The organism is Rhodanobacter sp. Soil_C_14, assembly GCF_057657335.1.
The window spans coordinates 145,716-165,282 of the sequence record NZ_JBDGIQ010000003.1; the positions used below are offsets into that span (position 1 = coordinate 145,716).

A 19,567-nucleotide genomic window follows, 5' to 3' on the forward strand; every position below is an offset into this window, starting at 1 on the left:
GCCTGGACTCAGGCGGCCTTCTTGCCCGCCAGCTGACGCAACACGTACTGCAGGATGCCGCCGTGACGGAAGAAGTCACGCTCCTTCGGGGTCAGCAGCATCACGTGCACGTTGAACTGCTTCTTGCTGCCGTCGGCGGCGGTAGCCACTACCGTGGCCTCGCGGGCATTGCCGTTGTCCAGACCGGTGATGTCGAAACTTTCGTTGCCGGTCAGGCCCAGCGACTTGGCGCTTTCGCCATCCTTGAACTGCAGCGGCAGCACGCCCATGCCGACCAGGTTGGAGCGGTGGATGCGCTCGAAGCTTTCGGTGATCACGGCCTTCACGCCCAGCAGCAAGGTGCCCTTGGCCGCCCAGTCACGCGATGAACCGGTGCCGTATTCCTTGCCGGCGATGACCACCAGCGGAGTGCCCGCTTCCTTGTACTTCATCGCCGCGTCGTAGATCGCCAGCTGTTCGCCGCTGGGGACATGGCGGGTGAAGCCGCCTTCGACGCCATCCAGCATCTGGTTCTTGATGCGGATGTTGGCAAACGTGCCGCGCACCATCACGTCGTCGTTGCCGCGACGCGAGCCGTAGGAGTTGAAGTCGATCGGCTGCACGCCACGCGAGATCAGGAAGCGGCCGGCAGGCGAATCCTTCTTGATCGAACCGGCCGGCGAGATGTGGTCGGTGGTGATCGAGTCGGCGAACAGGCCCAGGCAACGCGCGGCGTGGATGTCCTCGACCTTGCCCACTTCCATGGTCATGCCGTCGAAGTAGGGCGGGTTCTTGATGTAGGTGGACGCTTCGTCCCAGGCGTACAGCGCACCGTCCGGCGAAGCGATCGCGCTCCAGCGCTCGTCGCCCTTGAACACGTCGGCGTAGTTCTTCTTGAACATGTCCGAGGTGACCGCGCTGGCCAGCAGGTCGCTGATTTCCTGGTTGCTCGGCCACACGTCCTTGAGGAACACGTCCTTGCCATCCGAACCCTGGCCCAGCGGTTCGGTGGTGAGGTTGATGTCGAGCGAGCCGGCCAGCGCGTAGGCGACCACCAGCGGCGGCGAGGCCAGGTAGTTCATCTTCACCTCGGCGTGCACGCGGCCTTCGAAGTTGCGGTTGCCGGAAATCACGGCGCCCACGGTGAGGTCGCCGGTGCTGATCGCCTGGCTGATTTCCTGCGGCAGCGGGCCGGAGTTGCCGATGCAGGTGGTGCAGCCGTAGCCGACCAGGTAGAAGCCGGTCTTCTCGAGCTCGGTCAGCAGGCCGGTCTTTTCCAGATAGTCGGTAACGACCTTGGAACCCGGCGCCAGCGAGGTCTTCACCCACGGCTTGGCCTTCAGGCCACGCGCAGCGGCCTTCTTCGCGACCAGGCCCGCGGCCAGCATCACGGCGGGGTTGGAGGTGTTGGTGCACGAGGTGATCGCGGCGATCACCACCGAGCCGTCGCCGACGCGGAAGTCCTGGCCGTTCATCGACACGTGCTGGCCCGGCGCGTTCTGGCTCTGGTCGTGGCCGACCGCGGTGTCGCCGCCTTCATTGGCGAAGCGGGCTTCGGCACCGTTGCGCTTGGTCGTGGTGGCGCCGAGGTTGTCGTTGTAGTTCTGCTTGACGTCGGTCAGCAGCACGCGATCCTGCGGGCGCTTCGGGCCGGCCATCGACGGCTTGACGTCGGCCAGGTCCAGTTCCAGCGTGGCGCTGAAGTCGGCGTGCACGCTGTTTTCGTCGTGCCACAGGCCCTGGGCCTTGGCGTATGCCTCGACCAGGGCGACCTGCTCGTCGCTGCGACCGGACAGGCGCAGGTAGCGCAGCGATTCCGCGTCGACCGGGAAGATGCCGCAGGTGGCGCCGTATTCCGGCGCCATGTTGCCGATGGTGGCGCGGTCAGCCAGCGCCAGGTGCTGCAGGCCCGGGCCGAAGAACTCGACGAACTTGCCGACCACGCCCTGCTTGCGCAGCATCTGCGTCACGGTCAGCACCAGGTCGGTGGCGGTGGCGCCCTCGGGCAGGCGACCGGACAGCTTGAAGCCGACCACCTGCGGAATCAGCATGGAGGAGGGCTGGCCCAGCATCGCGGCCTCGGCCTCGATGCCACCCACGCCCCAGCCCAGCACGCCCAGGCCATTGACCATGGTGGTGTGCGAGTCGGTGCCGAACACGGTGTCCGGGTAGGCCCACTGCTGGCCGTCGACTTCATTGGCCATCACCACGCGGGCCAGATGTTCCAAATTCACCTGGTGCACGATGCCGGTGCGCGGCGGCACCACCTTGAAGTCGGCCAGCGCCTTCTGGCCCCAGCGCAGGAAGCTGTAGCGGGCCTGGTTGCGCTCGAATTCGATCGCGACGTTCTTTTCCAGCGCGTCCTCGCTGCCGAATACGTCAACCTGCACCGAGTGGTCGATGACCAGCTCGGCCGGTGACAGCGGGTTGATCAGGGTCGGGTCGCCGCCCAGTGCCTTCATCGCGTCGCGCATCGCCGCCAGGTCGACCACGCACGGCACGCCGGTGAAGTCCTGCAGCAGCACGCGTGCGGGCATGAAGGAGATTTCGGTATCCGGCTCCTTCTTCGCGTCCCAGTTGGCGACCGCTTCGATTTCCTTCGAGGTCACGTCCACGCCATCCTCGTGGCGCAGCAGGTTTTCCAGCAGGATCTTCATCGAGTACGGCAGCCGCTTCAGGTCGAAGCGCTGGCCGAGCTTGGCCAGGCTGGCAAAGGCGTACTGCTTGCCGTTGACCTCGAGGATGTCGCGTGCGGAAAAGGTATCTTTCATGGGGAAGCTCCTGGCTGAATCCTGCGGCTGGGATGACTGAACGACGCCGGACGGCGCGTGGGGTCCACCAGTCCGGTAAAAAACGCAATTATCGCGCAAACCCCGCATCTCCGCGAACTGGACAAGCGACCTGGACGGGATGACATGGCCGGTTTGATGCCTTTTGGCTCATGCCGCCAAGTACACTGCGCGAACGGCGCGTGGCCGCACTTCACCGCACAGGATGGCCCCGATGATCACCGCAAGCAAACGCCTTTGATGACATGCAGCATTCGATGATTTCGATGGGCCTGGCGGCTGTCTCGCTGCGCGACCTCGCGCTGGTGCAGGCGGTGCATCGCCACGGCAGTTTCAACAGCGCGGCGCGGGCGATGCACATCAGTCCGTCCGGGTTGTCGCACCAGGTGCAGAAGGTGGAGCAGGCGCTGGGTGCGCCGTTGTTCGAGCGTGGCGGGCGGAAGATCGTGCCGACCGCCGGCGGCCAGCGGCTGCTGCAGCAGATCGACGCGGTGCTGGCTGCGGGCGAGCACCTGCAGCAGGTCGCCCGCGCCGGCGAAGTCGCCTTCGGTGGCGAATTGCGCCTCGGCGTACCGGCCTCGCTGGGCCCTTACCTGCTGCCGCACCTGATCGCGCCGTTCCCGCAGCATTTTCCCGGTGCGCGGCTGGGCATCTCCGAGGGCAAGCCGCGTGGCCTGCTGCGCCGCCTGAGCGAAGGCGAACTCGACGCGGTGCTGGCGCCGCCGACCGCGACGGTCAGCGGCATCGCATTACGCCCGCTGTTCTTCGAGCCGTGGGAACTGATGCTGCGCGCCGACCACCCTCTGGCCGGGCAGCAGGACATCGCGATGACCCAGCTCGACCCGGCCGAGGCCACGCTGATGGCCGAGAGCCACGCCGACGGCCTGCATTGTGAAGGCAGCGAGCACGGTCACGTGCAGGACGTCAGTCTGGAAAGCCTGGCCGCCCTGGTCAGCCTGCGTGGTGGTTACGCGCTGGTGCCGGCGCTGGCCCGCGAACGATTGGCCTCGATGCCGAACATCGCGCTGGCGACCTTGAAAGGCCCCGCGAGCGGCCGCGAGATCGCCCTGTACTGGCGCGACGCCTCGCCCTGGCACGACGACCTGCAGGCATTCGCCGAATTGCTGCGCAAGCTGGCGCGGCAACGGCCCGGTTTGCGGGTGCGCGGCAGCAAGGCCTGAGGTACCGGTTCCGGCGGGCACGAATGCAGAAGGCCGCCTTGCGGCGGCCTTCTGTTCAATCCCTCACTTGACGATGCAACTCAACCGCGCGAAGCGCGCTTGCGGTCGTTCTCGGTGAGGTGCTTCTTGCGCAGGCGGATTTCCTTCGGGGTGATCTCGACCAGCTCGTCGTCGTCGATGAAGTCCAGCGCCTGTTCCAGGGTGAACTTGATCGCCGGGGTCAGCTGGATCGCGTCGTCCTTGCCGGAGGCGCGCATGTTGGTCAGCGGCTTCGGCTTGATCACGTTGACGGTGAGGTCGTTGTCCTTGGCGTGGATGCCGACCAGCTGGCCTTCATACACGTTGTCGCCTTCGGCGGCGAACAGCTTGCCGCGATCCTGCAGCGGCCCCAGCGAGTAGGCGGGGGTGGTGCCGCCGGCGTTGGCGATCATCACGCCGTTGAGGCGCTTGGCGATCTGGCCGTCTTCCTTCGGACCGTAATGGTCGAACACGTGGAACAGCAGGCCCGAACCCTGGGTCAGGGTCTTGAACTGGTTCTGGAAGCCGATCAGGCCGCGCGCCGGGATCTCGTAATCCAGGCGCACGCGACCCTTGCCGTCCGGCTCCATGTTCTTCAGCTGGCCCTTGCGCACGCCAAGGCGTTCCATCACGGCGCCCTGGTGAATCTCTTCCACGTCGACCACCAGCTGTTCGATCGGCTCCATCTTCTGGCCGTCGATTTCCTTGATGATGACTTCCGGGCGCGACACGGCCAGCTCATAGCCTTCGCGACGCATGTTCTCGATCAGCACCGACAGGTGCAGTTCGCCGCGGCCGGAGACCAGGAACTTGTCGGCGTCGGAGCCTTCCTCGACCTTCAGCGCCACGTTGTGCACCTGCTCGCGCTCCAGGCGGTCGCGCAGCTGGCGGCTGGTCAGGAACTTGCCGCCGGAGAGGTCCTTGTTGCCGGCGAACGGCGAGTTGTTGACCTGGAAGGTCATCGAGATGGTCGGCTCGTCGACGGTCAGCGCGGGCAGCGCTTCGGGGGTGTCCAGCGCGCAGACGGTGTCGGAGATGGTCAGCTCGGCGATGCCGGAGATGGCCACGATGTCACCGGCCTCGGCGCTGTCCTGCTCGATCCGCTCCAGGCCCAGGAAGCCCAGCACCTGCATCACCTTGCCCTGGCGCTTCTTGCCATGGCGGTCGATCACGCTGACCGGCATGCCCTTCTTCAGGGTGCCGCGCTGGATGCGGCCGATGCCGATCACGCCCACGAAGCTGCTGTAGTCGAGCTGGCTGATGCGCATCTGGAACGCGCCTTCCGGGTCCACGTCCGGCTTGCTGACGTGCTGCATGATCGCTTCGTACAGCGGGGTCATGTCGCCTTCGCGCACGTTCTCGTCGAGGCTGGCATAGCCGTTGAGGGCCGAGGCGTAGACGATCGGGAAATCCATCTGCTCCGGCGTGGCGCCCAGCCGATCGAACAGGTCCCAGACCTGTTCCACCACCCACTCGGGGCGCGAACCGGGACGGTCGACCTTGTTGATCACCACGATCGGCTTGAAGCCCATCGCGAACGCCTTCTGCGTCACGAAGCGGGTCTGCGGCATCGGGCCGTCCATCGCGTCGACCAGGATCAGCACCGAGTCGACCATCGACAGCACGCGCTCCACCTCGCCGCCGAAGTCCGCATGTCCTGGCGTGTCGACGATGTTGATGCGGTTGCCCTGCCAGGTGATGGCGGTGTTCTTCGCCAGGATGGTGATGCCGCGCTCCTTTTCCTGGTCGTTCGAGTCCATCACGCGCTCGGCCAGCACGGTGCGCTCGTTGAGCGTGCCGGACTGTTTGAGCAGGCAATCGACGAGGGTGGTCTTGCCGTGGTCGACGTGGGCGACGATGGCGATATTGCGCAGATTTTCGATGGACATGGGATCGACTCGGGTGGCGCTTGGAGCCACCACGTGGGTTATCAGAGGGTTAACCCGTCGATTATACGGATTTATGCGACAACTTGCCCGCATTCGTTGAAGGGGTCATTCAGGGGCGCGATGGTTCGCCTTTGGGGCAGGTGGCCGTGGCCGGCCACCTGCCGGTGCCTCATTCCAGCAGACTCACCTGGTCGGCGGCGGTCAGCCACAGCAGCTGATAGTGGTCGTAGGGATAGTCGAAGCTGTAATCCTCGCCGGGGATCGTCGAGGTGTGCACGCCGTAGACGAGGCAGCTGCCGTAGCAGTTGATCTCGTCGCTCCACGATTTCATCGAGTACATGTGCGCTCCGAACCGGTGCCCGGCCATGCCTTGCAGCAGCGGGCTGCCCACGGACAGGCCATACGAGCCGCAGGTCGCGGTGGCCACGTTCCATGGATACATGCCGCACGACCACAGCCCGTGCACCGCGCCGGCGATGCCGATGAACACGTCGACCTTGCCGGCCACGCCGAGCCTGTCGATCTCGCGCATCGCCAGGGTCACGCCCATCGAATGGCCGATCACGTCGATATGCCCGCTGCACGAGCCGGCGATGGCGCTGCTGATCGCGTTCCTGACCGGGGTCTCCTCGCTGCCGCTGTGGTCGTTGCAGGCGGCGCAGTAGGCGTTGCCCCAGGCGGGCGCAACAATCTGCGCGTCGCTCCAGCCCTGCTGGCGCAGCCGGTCGTAGGTGTTCTGGAAATCGGCGGGGCTGCCGGTATTGCCGTGCACCAGCACCACGGTGTCATGGCAGGTGGCCCGCGCAGACAGCGCGGGCAGGAACAGCAGCACGGCCAGCAGGCCAAGTCCATACGTCTTGATCGACATCGCTCATGTCTCCCTTAGCTTCACGACAGTCCCGCTTGCGCGGAACGGAAGGAGCCACCCGCATGCAGGCGGCCCCGGATCGGTCGGCGTCGGCAACCGGCAACGCCGGTCGGGGGAGGCGACGTCGTTCGGGTGGTGGTCTAGACCACGCCGAGGAAGTAGTACGCCGCGATCACCAGCAGCACCGCCAGCGTCTTGATCACGGTGATCGCGAAGATGTCCCTGTAGGCCTGCCGATGGGTCAGTCCGGTCACCGCCAGCAGGGTGATCACCGCGCCGTTGTGGGGCAGGGTGTCCATGCCGCCGGAGGCCATCGCGGCGACCCGGTGCAACACTTCCATCGGGATACCGGCGGCGTTCGCGTTGGCGATGAAGGTATCGGCCATCGCCCCCAGCGCGATGCTCATGCCGCCGGAGGCCGAGCCGGTGATGCCGGCCAGCGCGGTGACGGTGACCGCCTCGTTGACCAGCGGATTCGGGATCGTGTGCAGCGCGTCGGCCACCAGCTTGAAGCCGGGCAGGGCGGCGATCACCGCGCCGAAGCCGTATTCGGATGCCGTGTTCATCGAGGCCAGCAAGGCGCCGCCGACCGCCGCCTGGCTGCCCGCGGCCAGCCGCCCCATCACCGCGCGCCAGGCAAACACCAGCACGCACGCAATGCCGACCAGCAGGGCGCCCTCGACCGCCCAGATCGCGGCGACCTTGGACACGTCCTGCACCACCGGCTTCGCGTTGCCGACCACGCTGGGCAGGAACGACTGGGTTTCGCCATACACGCGCGGGATCAGGTCGGTGAACAGCTTGTTGCACACGCCAACCAGCACCAGCGGCAGCAGGGCGATCAGCGGATGCGGCAATCGCGCAGCCTCGAACGGCTCCGGCTCGTTGAGCAGATTGTTGCCGTAGCCTTCGCCGGCCGCGGCGGCCTTGCGTCGACGCCAGTCCAGATAGCTCAGGCCCACGATCAGGATGAACACGCCGCCGATCGTTCCCAGCCACGGCGCTGCCCAGGTGTTGGTGCCGAAAAACGAGGTGGGGATGATGTTCTGGATCTGCGGCGTGCCCGGCAGCGAATCCATGGTGAAGGTGAACGCGCCCAGCGCGATGGTGCCGGGGATCAGCCGCTTGGGGATGTCCGACTGGCGAAAGAGTTCTGCGGCAAACGGGTATACCGCGAACACCACCACGAACAGCGACACGCCACCGTAGGTCAGCAGCGCGCAGACCAGCACGATCGAGAGCATCGCGCGGCTGCGCCCGACCAGGCCGATGGTCGCGGCCACGATCGATTTGGAAAAGCCGGACAGCTCGATCAGCTTGCCGAACACCGCACCCAGCATGAACACCGGGAAATACAGCTTGAGGAAACCGACCATCTTGTCCATGAACAGGCCGGTGAACATCGGCGCGACCAGTGACGGATCGGTCAGCAGCACCGCGCCCAGCGCAGCGATCGGCGCGAACAGGATCACGCTGTAGCCGCGGTACGCCGCGAACATCAGGAAGCACAGCGCGGCCAGCACGATCAGGAACGCCATCCGTGAATCTCCCCGTTTCAGCCCTAACGACAGGCGCCGAGTATCCCGAAGCGCTGGCCGTGCGGGCACTGTACGAAGGTACAAGTGTTGCTGCGGCAAGGCCCACCTAAGCTCCCCTCATCAGCATTCGCGCGAGCGATGCATTCACTAGCAAGGGGACGTCATGAAACGCACGCATCTGAGTTCGGCGATCGGTCTGGTTCTGGGCCTGGCCCTGGTGGCGCCGCTGCAGGCGCAGCAGGCGAACGAGGATGCCGGCGCGAAAACCACGGCAGCGAAGCAGGCCGACGCCAAGCAGCTGCAGGAAGTGACGGTCAGCGCGCGGCGCCGCGACGAGTCGCTGGAAAAGGTGCCGGTGGCGATCACCGCGTTCAGCGGCGAGGACATGAAGGACCTGCAGGCGAACAGCATCGACGGCCTGCAGGGCGCGGTGCCGAACATGAACATCGTGCAGGGCCGCGGTTCGTCCTCGGCGGTGAACATCTTCATCCGCGGCATCGGCCAGCCCGACGCGCTGCAGACGTTCGACCCGGGCGTAGGCATGTACGTCGACGACGTCTACTACTCGCGCATCCAGGGCGGGCTGATCAACCTGTTCGACGTCGAGCGCGTCGAGGTGCTGCGCGGTCCGCAGGGCACGCTGTACGGCAAGAACTCCACCGGCGGCGCGGTCAAGGTGGTGACGAAGAACCCGGGCGACAGCACCGAAGGTTCGGTCGAGGCCGGCTTCGGCAACTATGGTCGGCGCGAAGGCAAGTTCTACTTGGGCGGCCCGCTCGGGGGCGCGTGGTCGGCGTCGATCGCCGGCGGCGTCACGCAGACCGACGGCTACGTCACCGATCCGTCCACCGGTCACAAGTACAACGACGAGGACACCAAGTCCGTGCGCGGCAAGCTGCGCTATCACCCGTCGGAGAATTTCGACGCCGTGCTGAGCCTCGACTACACCAAGCAGGACACCGGTCTCACCTTGGGCCAGCCGGTCTCCACGTTGAAACGCACCGACTTGGTGTTCGGTTCGGTGGCGTTGTACACCCCGACTCCGGACCAGAAGTACGACTTCAAGACGCGCACCTCGTTCAGCCCGGACAAGGGCCAGCAGCTTGAACACAAGGGCGCTGCGCTCAGCCTCGACTGGAAGCTGTCCGAGCAGTGGAACCTCAAGAGCATCAGCGCGTTCCGCAAGCTCGACAGCGACTCCTACATCGACATCGACGCCTCGCAGTTCGAGCTGGGCGACGTGCTGGTCGACTTCCACCAGAAGCAGGCCAGCCAGGAACTGCAGTTGCAGTACGACAACGGCAGCAACCTGCAGGCGGTCTACGGCCTGTACTACCTGCGCGAGACCGTGCCGTCGCACCAGGAAGCGTACGCCGATGACCTGTTCGCGCTGGCCGGTACGCCGATCACCTTCCTGCGCACCATCGACGACGACCTCACCACCACGACGTACGCCGGCTTCGCCCACGTGAACTGGCAGTTCGTGCCCAGCTGGACGCTGGCCGCCGGCGTGCGTTACAGCAGCGATCACAAGGACTACGACCGCACCACCAGCACGTTCTGGGGCCAGCCCTTCACCGCGATCAACGAGACCGTCGCCTTCACCGGCGACAAGCGCTGGAATGCGTGGACGCCGACGATCAGCCTGCAGAAACAGTTCGACCCGCAGACCATGGGTTATGTTTCCGCGAGCCGCGGCTTCAAGTCTGGCGGCTTCAACGGCCGCGCCAACTCCGCCGCGGAAACGCGCACCGCCGAGTACAACCCCGAGTACGTGTGGACCTACGAACTGGGCCTCAAATGGCGCTCGGCCGACAACAAGCTGCAGGCCAACCTGGCCGCGTTCCACAGTGACTACACCGACTTCCAGGCCCGTGTGTCCGAAGTGCAGAACCCCGGCTCGATCACGCCGACGTTCGCCTTCCCGGTGATCAACGCGGCCAAGCTGAAGATGGACGGCTTCGAGTTCGAAGGCGCCGCCGTGCTCGGCCAGGGCACCCGCCTGTCGGCGCAGGTCGGCTACATGGACGCGCGCTATGCCAAGTTCGTCGACCACCGCCTCGATCCCAGCGACCCGCTGTACAACCCGGAGCTGCATAAGCACGTGCCGTTCTCGCCGACCTGGACCTCGCGCGTCGCGGCCACCCAGGCATTCACCCTGGGCGACGGCAGCGCGATCACCATCGGCGCCGACTGGTCGTACCGCAGCGAGACCTGGCTCAGTGTGGACAACTACGACGCCTTGAGCCAGAAGGCCTACTCGGTCACCGGCCTGTTCGGCATCTATGACTCGGCCGACGGCCACTGGCAGTTCCGCACCGGCGTGCGCAACCTGGGCGACAAGGTCTACAAGACCGACGGACAGGAGTTCTCCAGCGTGGGCAACATCCGCACCGCTTACTACGGCATGCCGCGCAACTGGTACGCCAACGTGCGCTATAACTTCTGACGAGGCCGTCCTGCGGGGTGGGTGATGCCCGCCCCGCAGCCCACCTCGAATCGAGCCCATGGAGCGACCGATGACTACCCGCTGGACAACCCGCGTGCTGTGGCTGGCCTTGCTGGCCAGCGCCGGCAGTGCCTGCGCCAAAAGCCCCGACGCCAGTTTGCCGAAGCTGAAGATCGATCCGGCACGCACCGCGGTGGTCGGTCTTTCCTCCGGTGCCTACATGGCCACCCAGGCGCAGCTGGCCTATCCGGAGCTGTTCCCGAATGCGGCGATGGTCGCCGGCGGACCGTACGGCTGCGCCGGCGGCAAGCTGGACGTGGCGCTGGGCAGTTGCATGAAGGGCGTGCCCGCACCGGATGTCGCCGCACTGGTGGCCAGCGCCGGCAAGCGTTCGGCCGCCGGCGAGATCGGTGCCTTGAAGGACCTGGCGCATGCCCGCGTCTACCTGCTGCACGGCAGGGACGACGCCCTGGTGGCGCCAGCCGTGGCCGAAGCCGGCGCCCATTTCTATGAACAACTGCGCGATGGCACGGCGGGCCTCGGGGGCATGCAGGTGCATGACGATGGCCAGCGCGCGTTCGCGCACAATCTGCCGGTGGCGGCCACCGGCGACGATTGCGACAAGTCGGTCACGCCTTACCTCGGCCACTGCGGTTTCGACGCCGCGGGCGAAATCTTCGCGCAGATGTTCGGCCAGCCGGCGCATGTCGCGACCACGGCCAAGGGCGAGCTGCGCAGCTTCGACCAGGACGCGCTGCGTCCCGACGGCGCCGACGCGTTCATGGCCGATACCGGCTACGTCTACCTGCCACCCACCTGTCTCGCCGGCAAGTCCTGCGGCGTGGTAGTGGCGTTCCACGGTTGCAAGCAGAACGCCGACGCGGTGGGCGAGGCGTTCGTCAAGGACGCCGGCTTCAACCGGTGGGCCGACGTGTACGACGTGGCGGTGCTATATCCTCAGACCCGCGCAAGTTTCGCGCCCTTGAATCCGCAAGCATGCTGGGACTGGTGGGGTTATTCCGGAGCAGACTACGACACACGCCACGGCGTGCAGTTGCGCTGGCTGGTGAACGCGGTACGCGCACTGGGGCTGCCTGCCGGCCATTGATGGCCCCGCACGCGGATGGCCTCGACGTTGTCGTAGGAACGCACCGTGTGCGCGATGCTCTTGCGCATTCAGAGCGAAGATCAAGCAGAGCTGAAAGGCTTTCGTCTGCCTTTGGCAGCCGAGTTACTTTCTCTTTGCGTGGCCAAAGAGAAAGTAACCAAAGAGAAAGGCCACCCCGCTTGGCGCTTGTTGGGCATCCTGCCCAACAAGTCCGTGAGCCGGGGCCGGGCTTTTCGAGCGGGCTCCTGCCCGCGCGAAAAGGCGTTGCCATCCCTGGCAACGCCCGCTGCGCGGCCTGTCGACCCCGTCTCACCGCCGCACAAGGGACCCCGGTAAAGCAGCGGGCCATCGTGGCCCGCACTCTTCAGAAGAGCCGGGGCAAGAGCAAAGCCGCGGCGACCCGGAGCTTTTGTTCTGGCTCTGCTTTTTTCTGCTTTTGCTTTTCGGCTTCATCACCGAGTGCGCGCTGGGAGCGCGCTGCTCTACCCGGGGCCCCTATGGCGTGGCGGGTGGGCGGAGGAAAGGCCCCGCAGGGGTGGCCGGCAGGGATGCCGGCCAGTTCGACGTCAGTCCATGGATGGACTGTCGGCGAACCCCCGGAGCCCACCCGCGCACCCGGAGGGCAGGATGCCCGCAGGGCGCGCCATCGGGGTGGCCTCTCTTTTGGTTACATTTCTCTGGCCACCCAGAGAAAAGTAACTCGCCCTCCGAAGGAGGACGAAAGCTCTTGGCTCTGAACCCACCAACAGCAAGAGCATCGCGCACAAGGCGTGCTCCTGCGGATGCGAGCGGACGAAACCTCTTCACATCGAAGACGGGGCATGCCGCGCCCGGAACATCGCGACGGAAGTCGCCCTCACGGATGTGCTTCGCATGCTGAGCGCCAGCGTCATCGCCATCGCCGCGCTTTGCTGGCTGGGCCTGCTGTTCGGCGTGGCGTTGCTGGGCGAACGCCGCCCGCACATTTTCGAGAAGCGCTGGGCGATCGTGTATGCACTGTCGTTGGCGATCCACTGCACCTCGTGGACGTTCTACGGCACGGTGACCCAGGCCAGCCGTTCGGGCTGGTGGCTGCCGCCCACGTTCGTCGGGGCGATCCTGATGTATCTGTTCGCGCTGAAATTCCTGGGCCGGCTGGTGCAACTGGTGCGCGAATACAACGCCGGGTCGCTGGCCGACCTGATCGCGGTGCGGCTGGGGCGACATTCGGGGCTGGCGGCGCTGGTCACGGCGGTGGTGGTGATCGGGATCGTGCCGTACATCGCGCTGCAGCTGAAGGCGGTGGCGATGAGCTACGGCATCCTCAGCCAGGGCCAACTGGCCGAATCCGATCCGTGGCAGGACAGCGCGTTGTACGTGGCGCTGCTGATGGCGCTGTTCGCGATGCTGTTCGGCACCCGCCGGGCGTCGACCATGGCGCACAACCGCGGGCTGGTGCTGGCGATGGCGTTCGAGTCGCTGTTCAAGCTCGGCGCGATGCTGGCGCTGGGCACGCTGCTGTTCGCGGCGTTGCCGCCCGGCTTGCCGGTGAATGTGCCGCAGGCACCCGACAGTGGCGGGTTCCCCGCCTTGATCCTGCTCGGCGCGCTGGCGATGTTCACCATGCCGCACCAGTTCTACGCGGGCATCGTGGAATGCCGCGACGATGGCCAGCTGCGCACCGCGCGCTGGCTGTTCCCGCTGTACCTGCTGCTGATCTCGCTGCCGATCCTGCCGCTGGCGCGGCTGGGCGATGCGTGGTTGGGCGCGAGCGGGGTGTCGTCGGACATGTACGTGCTGGCACTGCCGCTGGCCCGTGGCGAACACGGGCTGGCGCTGATCGCCTTCCTCGGCGGCCTGAGCGCGGCGACCAGCATGGTGGTGATCGCCACGCTGACGCTGAGCCTGATGGTGGTCAACCATTTCATCGCACCGCTGCGCGTGCGTTCCGGCTGGGGTCGCGACGAACATGGCGACCTGCGCGGCGAGCTGCTGAACCATCGGCGCGTGGCGATCCTGCTGGTGATCCTGCTGGCCTGGGCGTACAGCCGGTTACTGGCGCGCAACGAGGCGCTGGCCGACATCGGCGCGATCTCGTTCTCCGCGCTGGCCGGGCTGACACCGGCCTTGCTGGCGGCGGTATATCGGCCGCAGCTTGGGCCGCGCGCGGTGATGGCCGGGCTGGCCGCGGGCACCCTGGTGTGGATGTATGCCGTGCTGCCGGCCCTGTTGCCGGCCGCGCCGGCGTGGTTGCACAGCGGTCCGTTCGGCCTGCACTGGCTGGCGCCGGATGGCCTGCTGGGGCTGGGCAACTGGAACCGGCTGGGACGCGCGGTGGTGGTCAGCCTGCTGGTCAACATCGTGGTGATGCTGGCGCTGGCCGGCTCCCGTTACGGCCGTTCCGCGCACGCCGTCAGCGTGGGCGACGTGGGCCTGGTCGAACTGCGGGCGCTGGCGGCGCGCTTCCTGCCGCCGGAGCGGGTCGCGCTGCTGTTTGCCAGCGCGCCGGCGACCGGTTCCGCCGGCAGTGCGCGGGTGGCCCAGGTCGAGCACGAACTGGCCGCGGTGATCGGCGCGGCATCCGCGCGCCTGCTGCTGGAAGTGGTGCATCGGCAGGGTCGCGACGACCTGGACACGGTGGTTGCGATCGTGGGCGAGGCGGCGCAGGACCTGCGCTTCAACCAGCGCGTGCTGGAGGCGGCGCTGGAGAACATGAGCCAGGGCATCTGCGTCGTCGATGCGGAATTGCACCTGGTGGCGTGGAACACGCCGTATGCGCGCCTGTTCGACTATCCGCCCGGGATGCTGCAGGTAGGGCGGCCGGTGGCCGAGCTGACCCGCCACAACATCGACGCCGGCATGCTGGGTCCGGGTGAGGGCGAAGCGCGCGTGCAGCGCCGGCTGGCGCACATGCGCACCGGCACGCGGCATTTGTCCGAGCGGCGTTTTCCCGACGGCACCATCGTCGAGATCCGCGGCAACCCGATGCCCGGCGGCGGCTTCGTGGCCACCTTCACCGACGTCACCGCCTTCCGCCAGGCCGAGGCGGCGCTGAAGCGGGTCAACGAAACACTCGAGTTGCGGGTGGAGGAACGCACCCGCGAGCTGGCCGCAGCCTCGGCCGAAGCGCAGGCGGCGAATGCCTCGAAGAGTCGTTTCCTGGCCGCGGTCAGCCACGACCTGATGCAGCCCTTGCACGCCGCGCAGCTGTTCGCGCACTCGCTGACCGAACGTGGCGGCGATGCCGCCATCGCGCAGCATCTCAACGGTGCGCTCAGCGCCACCGAAGGCCTGCTCACCGGCCTGCTCGACGTGGCCCGGCTGGAGGGCGGTCGCCTGCATCCGCAGCCGCGCGCGTTTGCGCTGGCTGAAGTGCTCGATCCGCTGGCTGCCGAGTTCAGCGCCATCGCGCTCGACCGCGGCGTACGGCTGGACGTGGTCGGCACGCGCGCGTGGGTGCATTCCGACCCGCAGCTGCTGCGCCGGGTGCTGCAGAACTTCCTGTCGAATGCCTTGCGCTATGCCGAGCACGGTCGCGTGCTGCTCGGCGTGCGTCGAGCCGGTGACCGCCTGCGCGTGGAAGTGTGGGACACCGGCCCGGGCATCGCCGTGGCGGAGCAGGAACTGATCTTCCAGGAATTTCGCCGTGGCAGCGCCGCGGGCGGACAAGGACTCGGACTGGGTCTCTCCATCGCGCAACGCATGGCCGAGCTGCTCGGTCATCCGCTGGGGCTGCGTTCCTGGCCGGGTCGCGGCAGCGTCTTCCATCTCGACGTGCCGCTGGCGCGGGCTGCTGCACGCCTGCCGATGGTCGCCAACGGTGCGCAGTTGCTGCCGACGGGTCGCGCGCTGCTGCTGGACAACGAACCGGCCGCGCTGGCCGCACTAGGCAGCCTGCTGGCCAGCTGGGGCTGGCAGGTTCACCCGGCCCGCAACGCGGAACAGGCACTGGCCGCGCCGTGGCAGCCGGACCTGCACATCCTCGACTACCACCTCGATGGTGGACGTACCGGCCTGGACGTATGGGAGCGCCTGTGCGAGCGACATGCCGACGTGCCGACGGTGATGCTCACCGCGGATCGGGACGGCGAACTGCGGCAACGGCTGCTCGATGCGGGGATCGGCGTGCTGTACAAGCCGTTGAAGCCGCTGGCACTGCGGCAGGTATTGCAGCGGGTGGTGGCAGCAACAGGGCGCGCTCCGGACGTTTGATCGTCGTGTTTCGGTCAGACCGGTTTGTGGACGAATGTCCGTATGCCTATGATCAGCGGCTCTGATTACCGATGCAGGATGTAAGCGCAGTGAGTTCCGTCCCCACCGATCCCATGCAGGATTTGTCGCGTGAAGCGACGGAACTGCTGCGCCGCGCTGAAGCCCATCTGGGACGTGGCGAGTTTTCGCTGGCCGGCGACCTGCTCGAAACCGGTCTGAAGCTGGCGCCCGAGCATCCGGAACTGTTGCGCCGGCAGGCGATAGCCTTGCACATGCAGCAACGTTTTCCGGAGGCCGCCGCCATATTTCGCCGGATCCTGCAGCGCCGTCCGGATGACGCAACGATCTACAACAATCTCGGCAGCGCGCTCGGCGCCGCGGGTGACATGCCTGGCGCAGCGGAGGCCTTGCGACGCGCGTGCGAACTGGCCCCCGGGCGTGCCAACTACTGGTACAACCTGGCCAAGGCGCTCGAAGGCATCGCCGATGCCGATGGCGCCTGCCAGGCATTGACCCGCTTCCTTGAACTCGTACCCCACGACGCGGAAGCACGGATCCTGCGCGCCGACGCGCTGAAAACACTGGGGCGTCTGCAGGAAGCCGAGGCGGATCTACGGTATGTGCTGGCCCGGCATCCGGATTCCATCGAAGCGTGGACGCCGCTGGTCAACCTGAAGTCGGTGCGCCTGAGCGAGCGCGATCTCGCCGAGATAAAACGCGTCCACTCGCTACCGGGGGTGAGGGAAGACTATCGGGTTTCGCTCGGCTTCGCCCATGGTCAGGCGCTGGAGTCGAACCGGCGCTACGCCGAGGCGTTTCCGGTTCTGCTAGCTGCGAATGCAGCCAAGCGTCGATCCGTGCAGTGGGATTCCGGCAGGACCAGTCGTTTTGTCGACGACACCATGAATGCGTTTGCACAACCCATGACGCAGGCCACGAATCCGCAACTTGGCGGGGAAGTGATCATGTTGTTCGGAATGCCACGCTCGGGCTCGACCCTGCTCGAACAGATGCTCAGCGCCCATGACCAGATCGAGGGATCCGGCGAGATCAGCGACCTGGGCAAGGTGTTGTTCGAGGAATCCGTGCGGCGCGGCATGGACATTCCGCAATGGGCGCCAAAGGCCACTGCCGAGGACTGGACGCGGCTGGGCGAGGCATACATGCAGCGCACTGCGCACTGGCGCCAGCATCATCCGGTTTTCACCGACAAGGAACTGGGCAAGTGGCAGTTGGTCGGAGCGGCGCGTGCGATGTTGCCGGGAGCGCATTTCATCCATTGCCGGCGCGACCCGCTGGAAACGTGCTGGAGCTGCTTCAAGCACGAGTTCAAGGCGGACCAGCTCTACAGCTACGATTTCCACGAACTGGCCACCTACTGGCACGACTACGATCGGCTGGTGCGTTTCTGGCAGACGCGTTACCCGGGCCTGGTCTGCGATTATGTCTACGAAGATCTGGTCGAGCAGCCTGAAGCGGAAATACGCCGTCTGCTCGATTACTGCGGTCTGACTTTCGATCCGGCCTGCCTGCGTTTTCACGAGGTCGAGCGGCAGGTGCGCACTGCCAGTGCCGGCCAGGTGCGGCAACCGCTCAATCGCAATACCGCGGTCGCTGAACGTTATGGAGCGTTGTTGAATCCGCTACGCGAGGCGCTTGGTTTGACCATTGTGACCAGTTGAGAAGTCCGGGAGGTTGTATCCAGAGCCGACGCGGCCTGTCCCGTTCGACAACAGCGATTGCAGCAGCATCCATGCCTGCGTGCGGTCTATCACCCGGCAGCAGCATTCATGGGTGCGCCGCCACGAATCCCTTTGCTTCGGCCAGTTCCGGCAGATCGGCATCCGCGGTGTGCCAGATATCCAGAAGTTGTTTGTATGTTGCGGTGGCCGCCGAAGTGTCGCCGCTGGCGGCTTCCGCGCGGGCGCGGCCCAGCAGCGACCGGCTGCGGCCTGGCGCGCTTTTCAGTGCGGTCTCGAAAGCCACGCGCGCGTCGGCGGCCTTGCCTTGTTTCAGCAATTGTTCGCCGAGCAGTTCATGCGGTGGCTTGATCGGCACCGGTGGACCGAAATCGAACGGCAACGCTTCATAGTTGCGGGAGGCGCGACGGATGGCTTCCACTCCGTTGTCGGGCTTGCCCTGTTCCACGGCCAGCAGGCCAGCGAGATCGTCCTGCAGGATGGCGAGATAGCTGGACGTCTGTTTTTCTCCCGCAGCCTGGCTTGCGGCATGCAAGGTGGAAATTGCGCTCAGCGAGCGCTGCACGGCCGCCAGGTCATGGCGTTCGATCGCGGCATAACCATCGGTGAAATCGTTCCAACCGGCGTCCGAGCCCATGCCCGTGGTGTCCACGGCCGTGTGGGCGGCGAAGCCGTTGCCGTCACCTGACTCGACCACGGCGATCGCGCGCATCTGCATCAGCGATTCGTTCAGCATCTGCCCGAACATGGCCGGCGAACTGTGCATCTCGGCAAGTTGTCCGGCGTGACTGCTGGCCCACTCCATCGAGGGTTTGACCGACTGCAGGCAGGCCTGCAACGTCTTTCCGGCATCACGGAAGCGGCCTTGCTGGTAGTAGGCGTATTCCAGCCACTGGGTGTAGTGATCGCAGGTGGTGAGCGGGCGGCCCTCTGCCTTGGCCGGGACATTCATCACATGCATCGCCACTTCGTTGGCTTTCGCCACGTCGTCCCACAGACCGAGCGCCATGAAGATGTGCGAGGTCATGTGCTGGGCGTGGGCGGCAGCCGGAGAGATCTTCGACAAGGCACGTGCCGGCTTCAGCGCGCCGGCGGCGTGCGCGGGATCGTCCATCGCGTGGATCCAGTAGTGCGCCGCGCCGGGGTCCTGCGGATTCAGTCGGAATATGCGCTCGGAGATCGCTCCCGCGCGCAGGTAAGCCGGTATGTCGCGCACGCCTTCGCTGCGTCCCATCAGCGCCAGTGCATGGAACAGTTGTGCGTTGTTGTCGTCAGGCCAGGCCTTGGCCAGATGCTCCATCGCCTCGTCGTAACGGGCGTCGCGGGCAGGCTTGGTGTCGCTGTCGGCGTACAGGATCTCTACGGCAGCCAGATAGGCCTTCTCTCGCGGCGTGGGCGCTTTCGCCGCACGCGCGGCGGGTGTGGGGCCGAGCTTTGCGAGTGCCTTGCGTCCGGCATCCGCATCAAGCTGGTTCCAGATGCCGTGGTTGTATGTCATCGCCTCGCCCCAGTAGGCCATGGCGAAATCCGGGTCCAGCTGTTGGGCCTGGCGGAAAGCCCGGGCTGCGTCGGGATACTCGAACAGGTGCAGCAGGAGTGCGCCGCGCAGGAACGCGGTCTGCGCAGCAGCCGACCGGGTCGAGGTGGGGAACGAAATCGTGCCGAGCCCCTCGATGCTGCGCATCGGTTCGGTCTGGCGGGCCTGCGTGGCGCTGATCGCACCCGACAGCAAGACCCCGGCAATGAGCGCGGCGAAGCAAAACCTGTGCTGCATGTTCATGATCGACATCCCCCATGGTGGATGGAGTCACACGCGGCGAATCGATTCGCCAATGCGATGCACGAGATCGGCGTGTC

10 protein-coding genes are annotated in these 19,567 nt (G+C 66.2%); 5 read left to right on the forward strand and 5 right to left on the reverse strand.

All coding sequences use genetic code 11. From position 1 onward, the window contains the following. Positions 1–8: 8 nt before the first annotated feature. Positions 9–2,750 carry an aconitate hydratase AcnA gene (gene acnA / locus AC3A56_RS09270; protein ID WP_487770117.1) on the reverse strand — a complete coding sequence of 914 codons (2,742 nt, stop codon included), beginning with the start codon at positions 2,748–2,750 and terminating at the stop codon, positions 9–11. A gap of 263 nt (positions 2,751–3,013) precedes the next feature. On the opposite strand from acnA, the gene AC3A56_RS09275 reads away from it, so the two are divergent. Then, a complete protein-coding gene (locus AC3A56_RS09275) occupies positions 3,014–3,949 on the forward strand; it encodes a LysR family transcriptional regulator (protein ID WP_056718396.1) in 936 nt (311 codons plus the stop codon). Positions 3,950–4,029: 80 nt separating this feature from the next. On the opposite strand, the gene typA is transcribed toward AC3A56_RS09275, so the two are convergent. The 3 genes from typA to AC3A56_RS09290 all read right to left on the reverse strand — a co-directional run bounded on the left by typA (position 4,030) and on the right by AC3A56_RS09290 (position 8,262). After that, positions 4,030–5,856 carry a translational GTPase TypA gene (gene typA / locus AC3A56_RS09280; RefSeq protein WP_056718397.1) on the reverse strand — a complete coding sequence of 609 codons (1,827 nt, stop codon included), beginning with the start codon at positions 5,854–5,856 and terminating at the stop codon, positions 4,030–4,032. A gap of 169 nt (positions 5,857–6,025) precedes the next feature. Beyond that, entirely contained in the window at positions 6,026–6,724 is a 699-nt protein-coding gene (locus tag AC3A56_RS09285; protein WP_487770118.1) for an alpha/beta hydrolase family protein, read from the reverse strand. Positions 6,725–6,864: 140 nt separating this feature from the next. Beyond that, a complete protein-coding gene (locus AC3A56_RS09290; protein ID WP_487770119.1) occupies positions 6,865–8,262 on the reverse strand; it encodes a GntP family permease in 1,398 nt (465 codons plus the stop codon). 163 nt (positions 8,263–8,425) lie between these two features. On the opposite strand from AC3A56_RS09290, the gene AC3A56_RS09295 reads away from it, so the two are divergent. The 4 genes from AC3A56_RS09295 to AC3A56_RS09310 all read left to right on the forward strand — a co-directional run bounded on the left by AC3A56_RS09295 (position 8,426) and on the right by AC3A56_RS09310 (position 17,692). Beyond that, positions 8,426–10,711, forward strand: coding sequence for a TonB-dependent receptor (locus AC3A56_RS09295; RefSeq protein WP_487770120.1), 2,286 nt, complete (start codon positions 8,426–8,428; stop codon positions 10,709–10,711). A 70-nt stretch (positions 10,712–10,781) separates the two neighbouring features. Next, positions 10,782–11,819, forward strand: a complete 1,038-nt coding sequence (locus AC3A56_RS09300) for an extracellular catalytic domain type 2 short-chain-length polyhydroxyalkanoate depolymerase (protein ID WP_487770121.1) — start codon at positions 10,782–10,784, stop codon at positions 11,817–11,819. An 873-nt stretch (positions 11,820–12,692) separates the two neighbouring features. Next, positions 12,693–16,010, forward strand: a complete 3,318-nt coding sequence (locus AC3A56_RS09305) for a sensor histidine kinase (RefSeq protein WP_487770122.1) — start codon at positions 12,693–12,695, stop codon at positions 16,008–16,010. A gap of 89 nt (positions 16,011–16,099) precedes the next feature. After that, on the forward strand, positions 16,100–17,692 hold the full coding sequence (locus AC3A56_RS09310; protein ID WP_487770123.1) for a tetratricopeptide repeat-containing sulfotransferase family protein: 1,593 nt from the start codon (positions 16,100–16,102) through the stop codon (positions 17,690–17,692). Between the two features lie 106 nt (positions 17,693–17,798). On the opposite strand, the gene AC3A56_RS09315 is transcribed toward AC3A56_RS09310, so the two are convergent. Next, complete coding sequence (locus AC3A56_RS09315) at positions 17,799–19,490, reverse strand: tetratricopeptide repeat protein (RefSeq protein WP_487770124.1); 1,692 nt, start codon at positions 19,488–19,490, stop codon at positions 17,799–17,801. Positions 19,491–19,567: the final 77 nt, after the last annotated feature.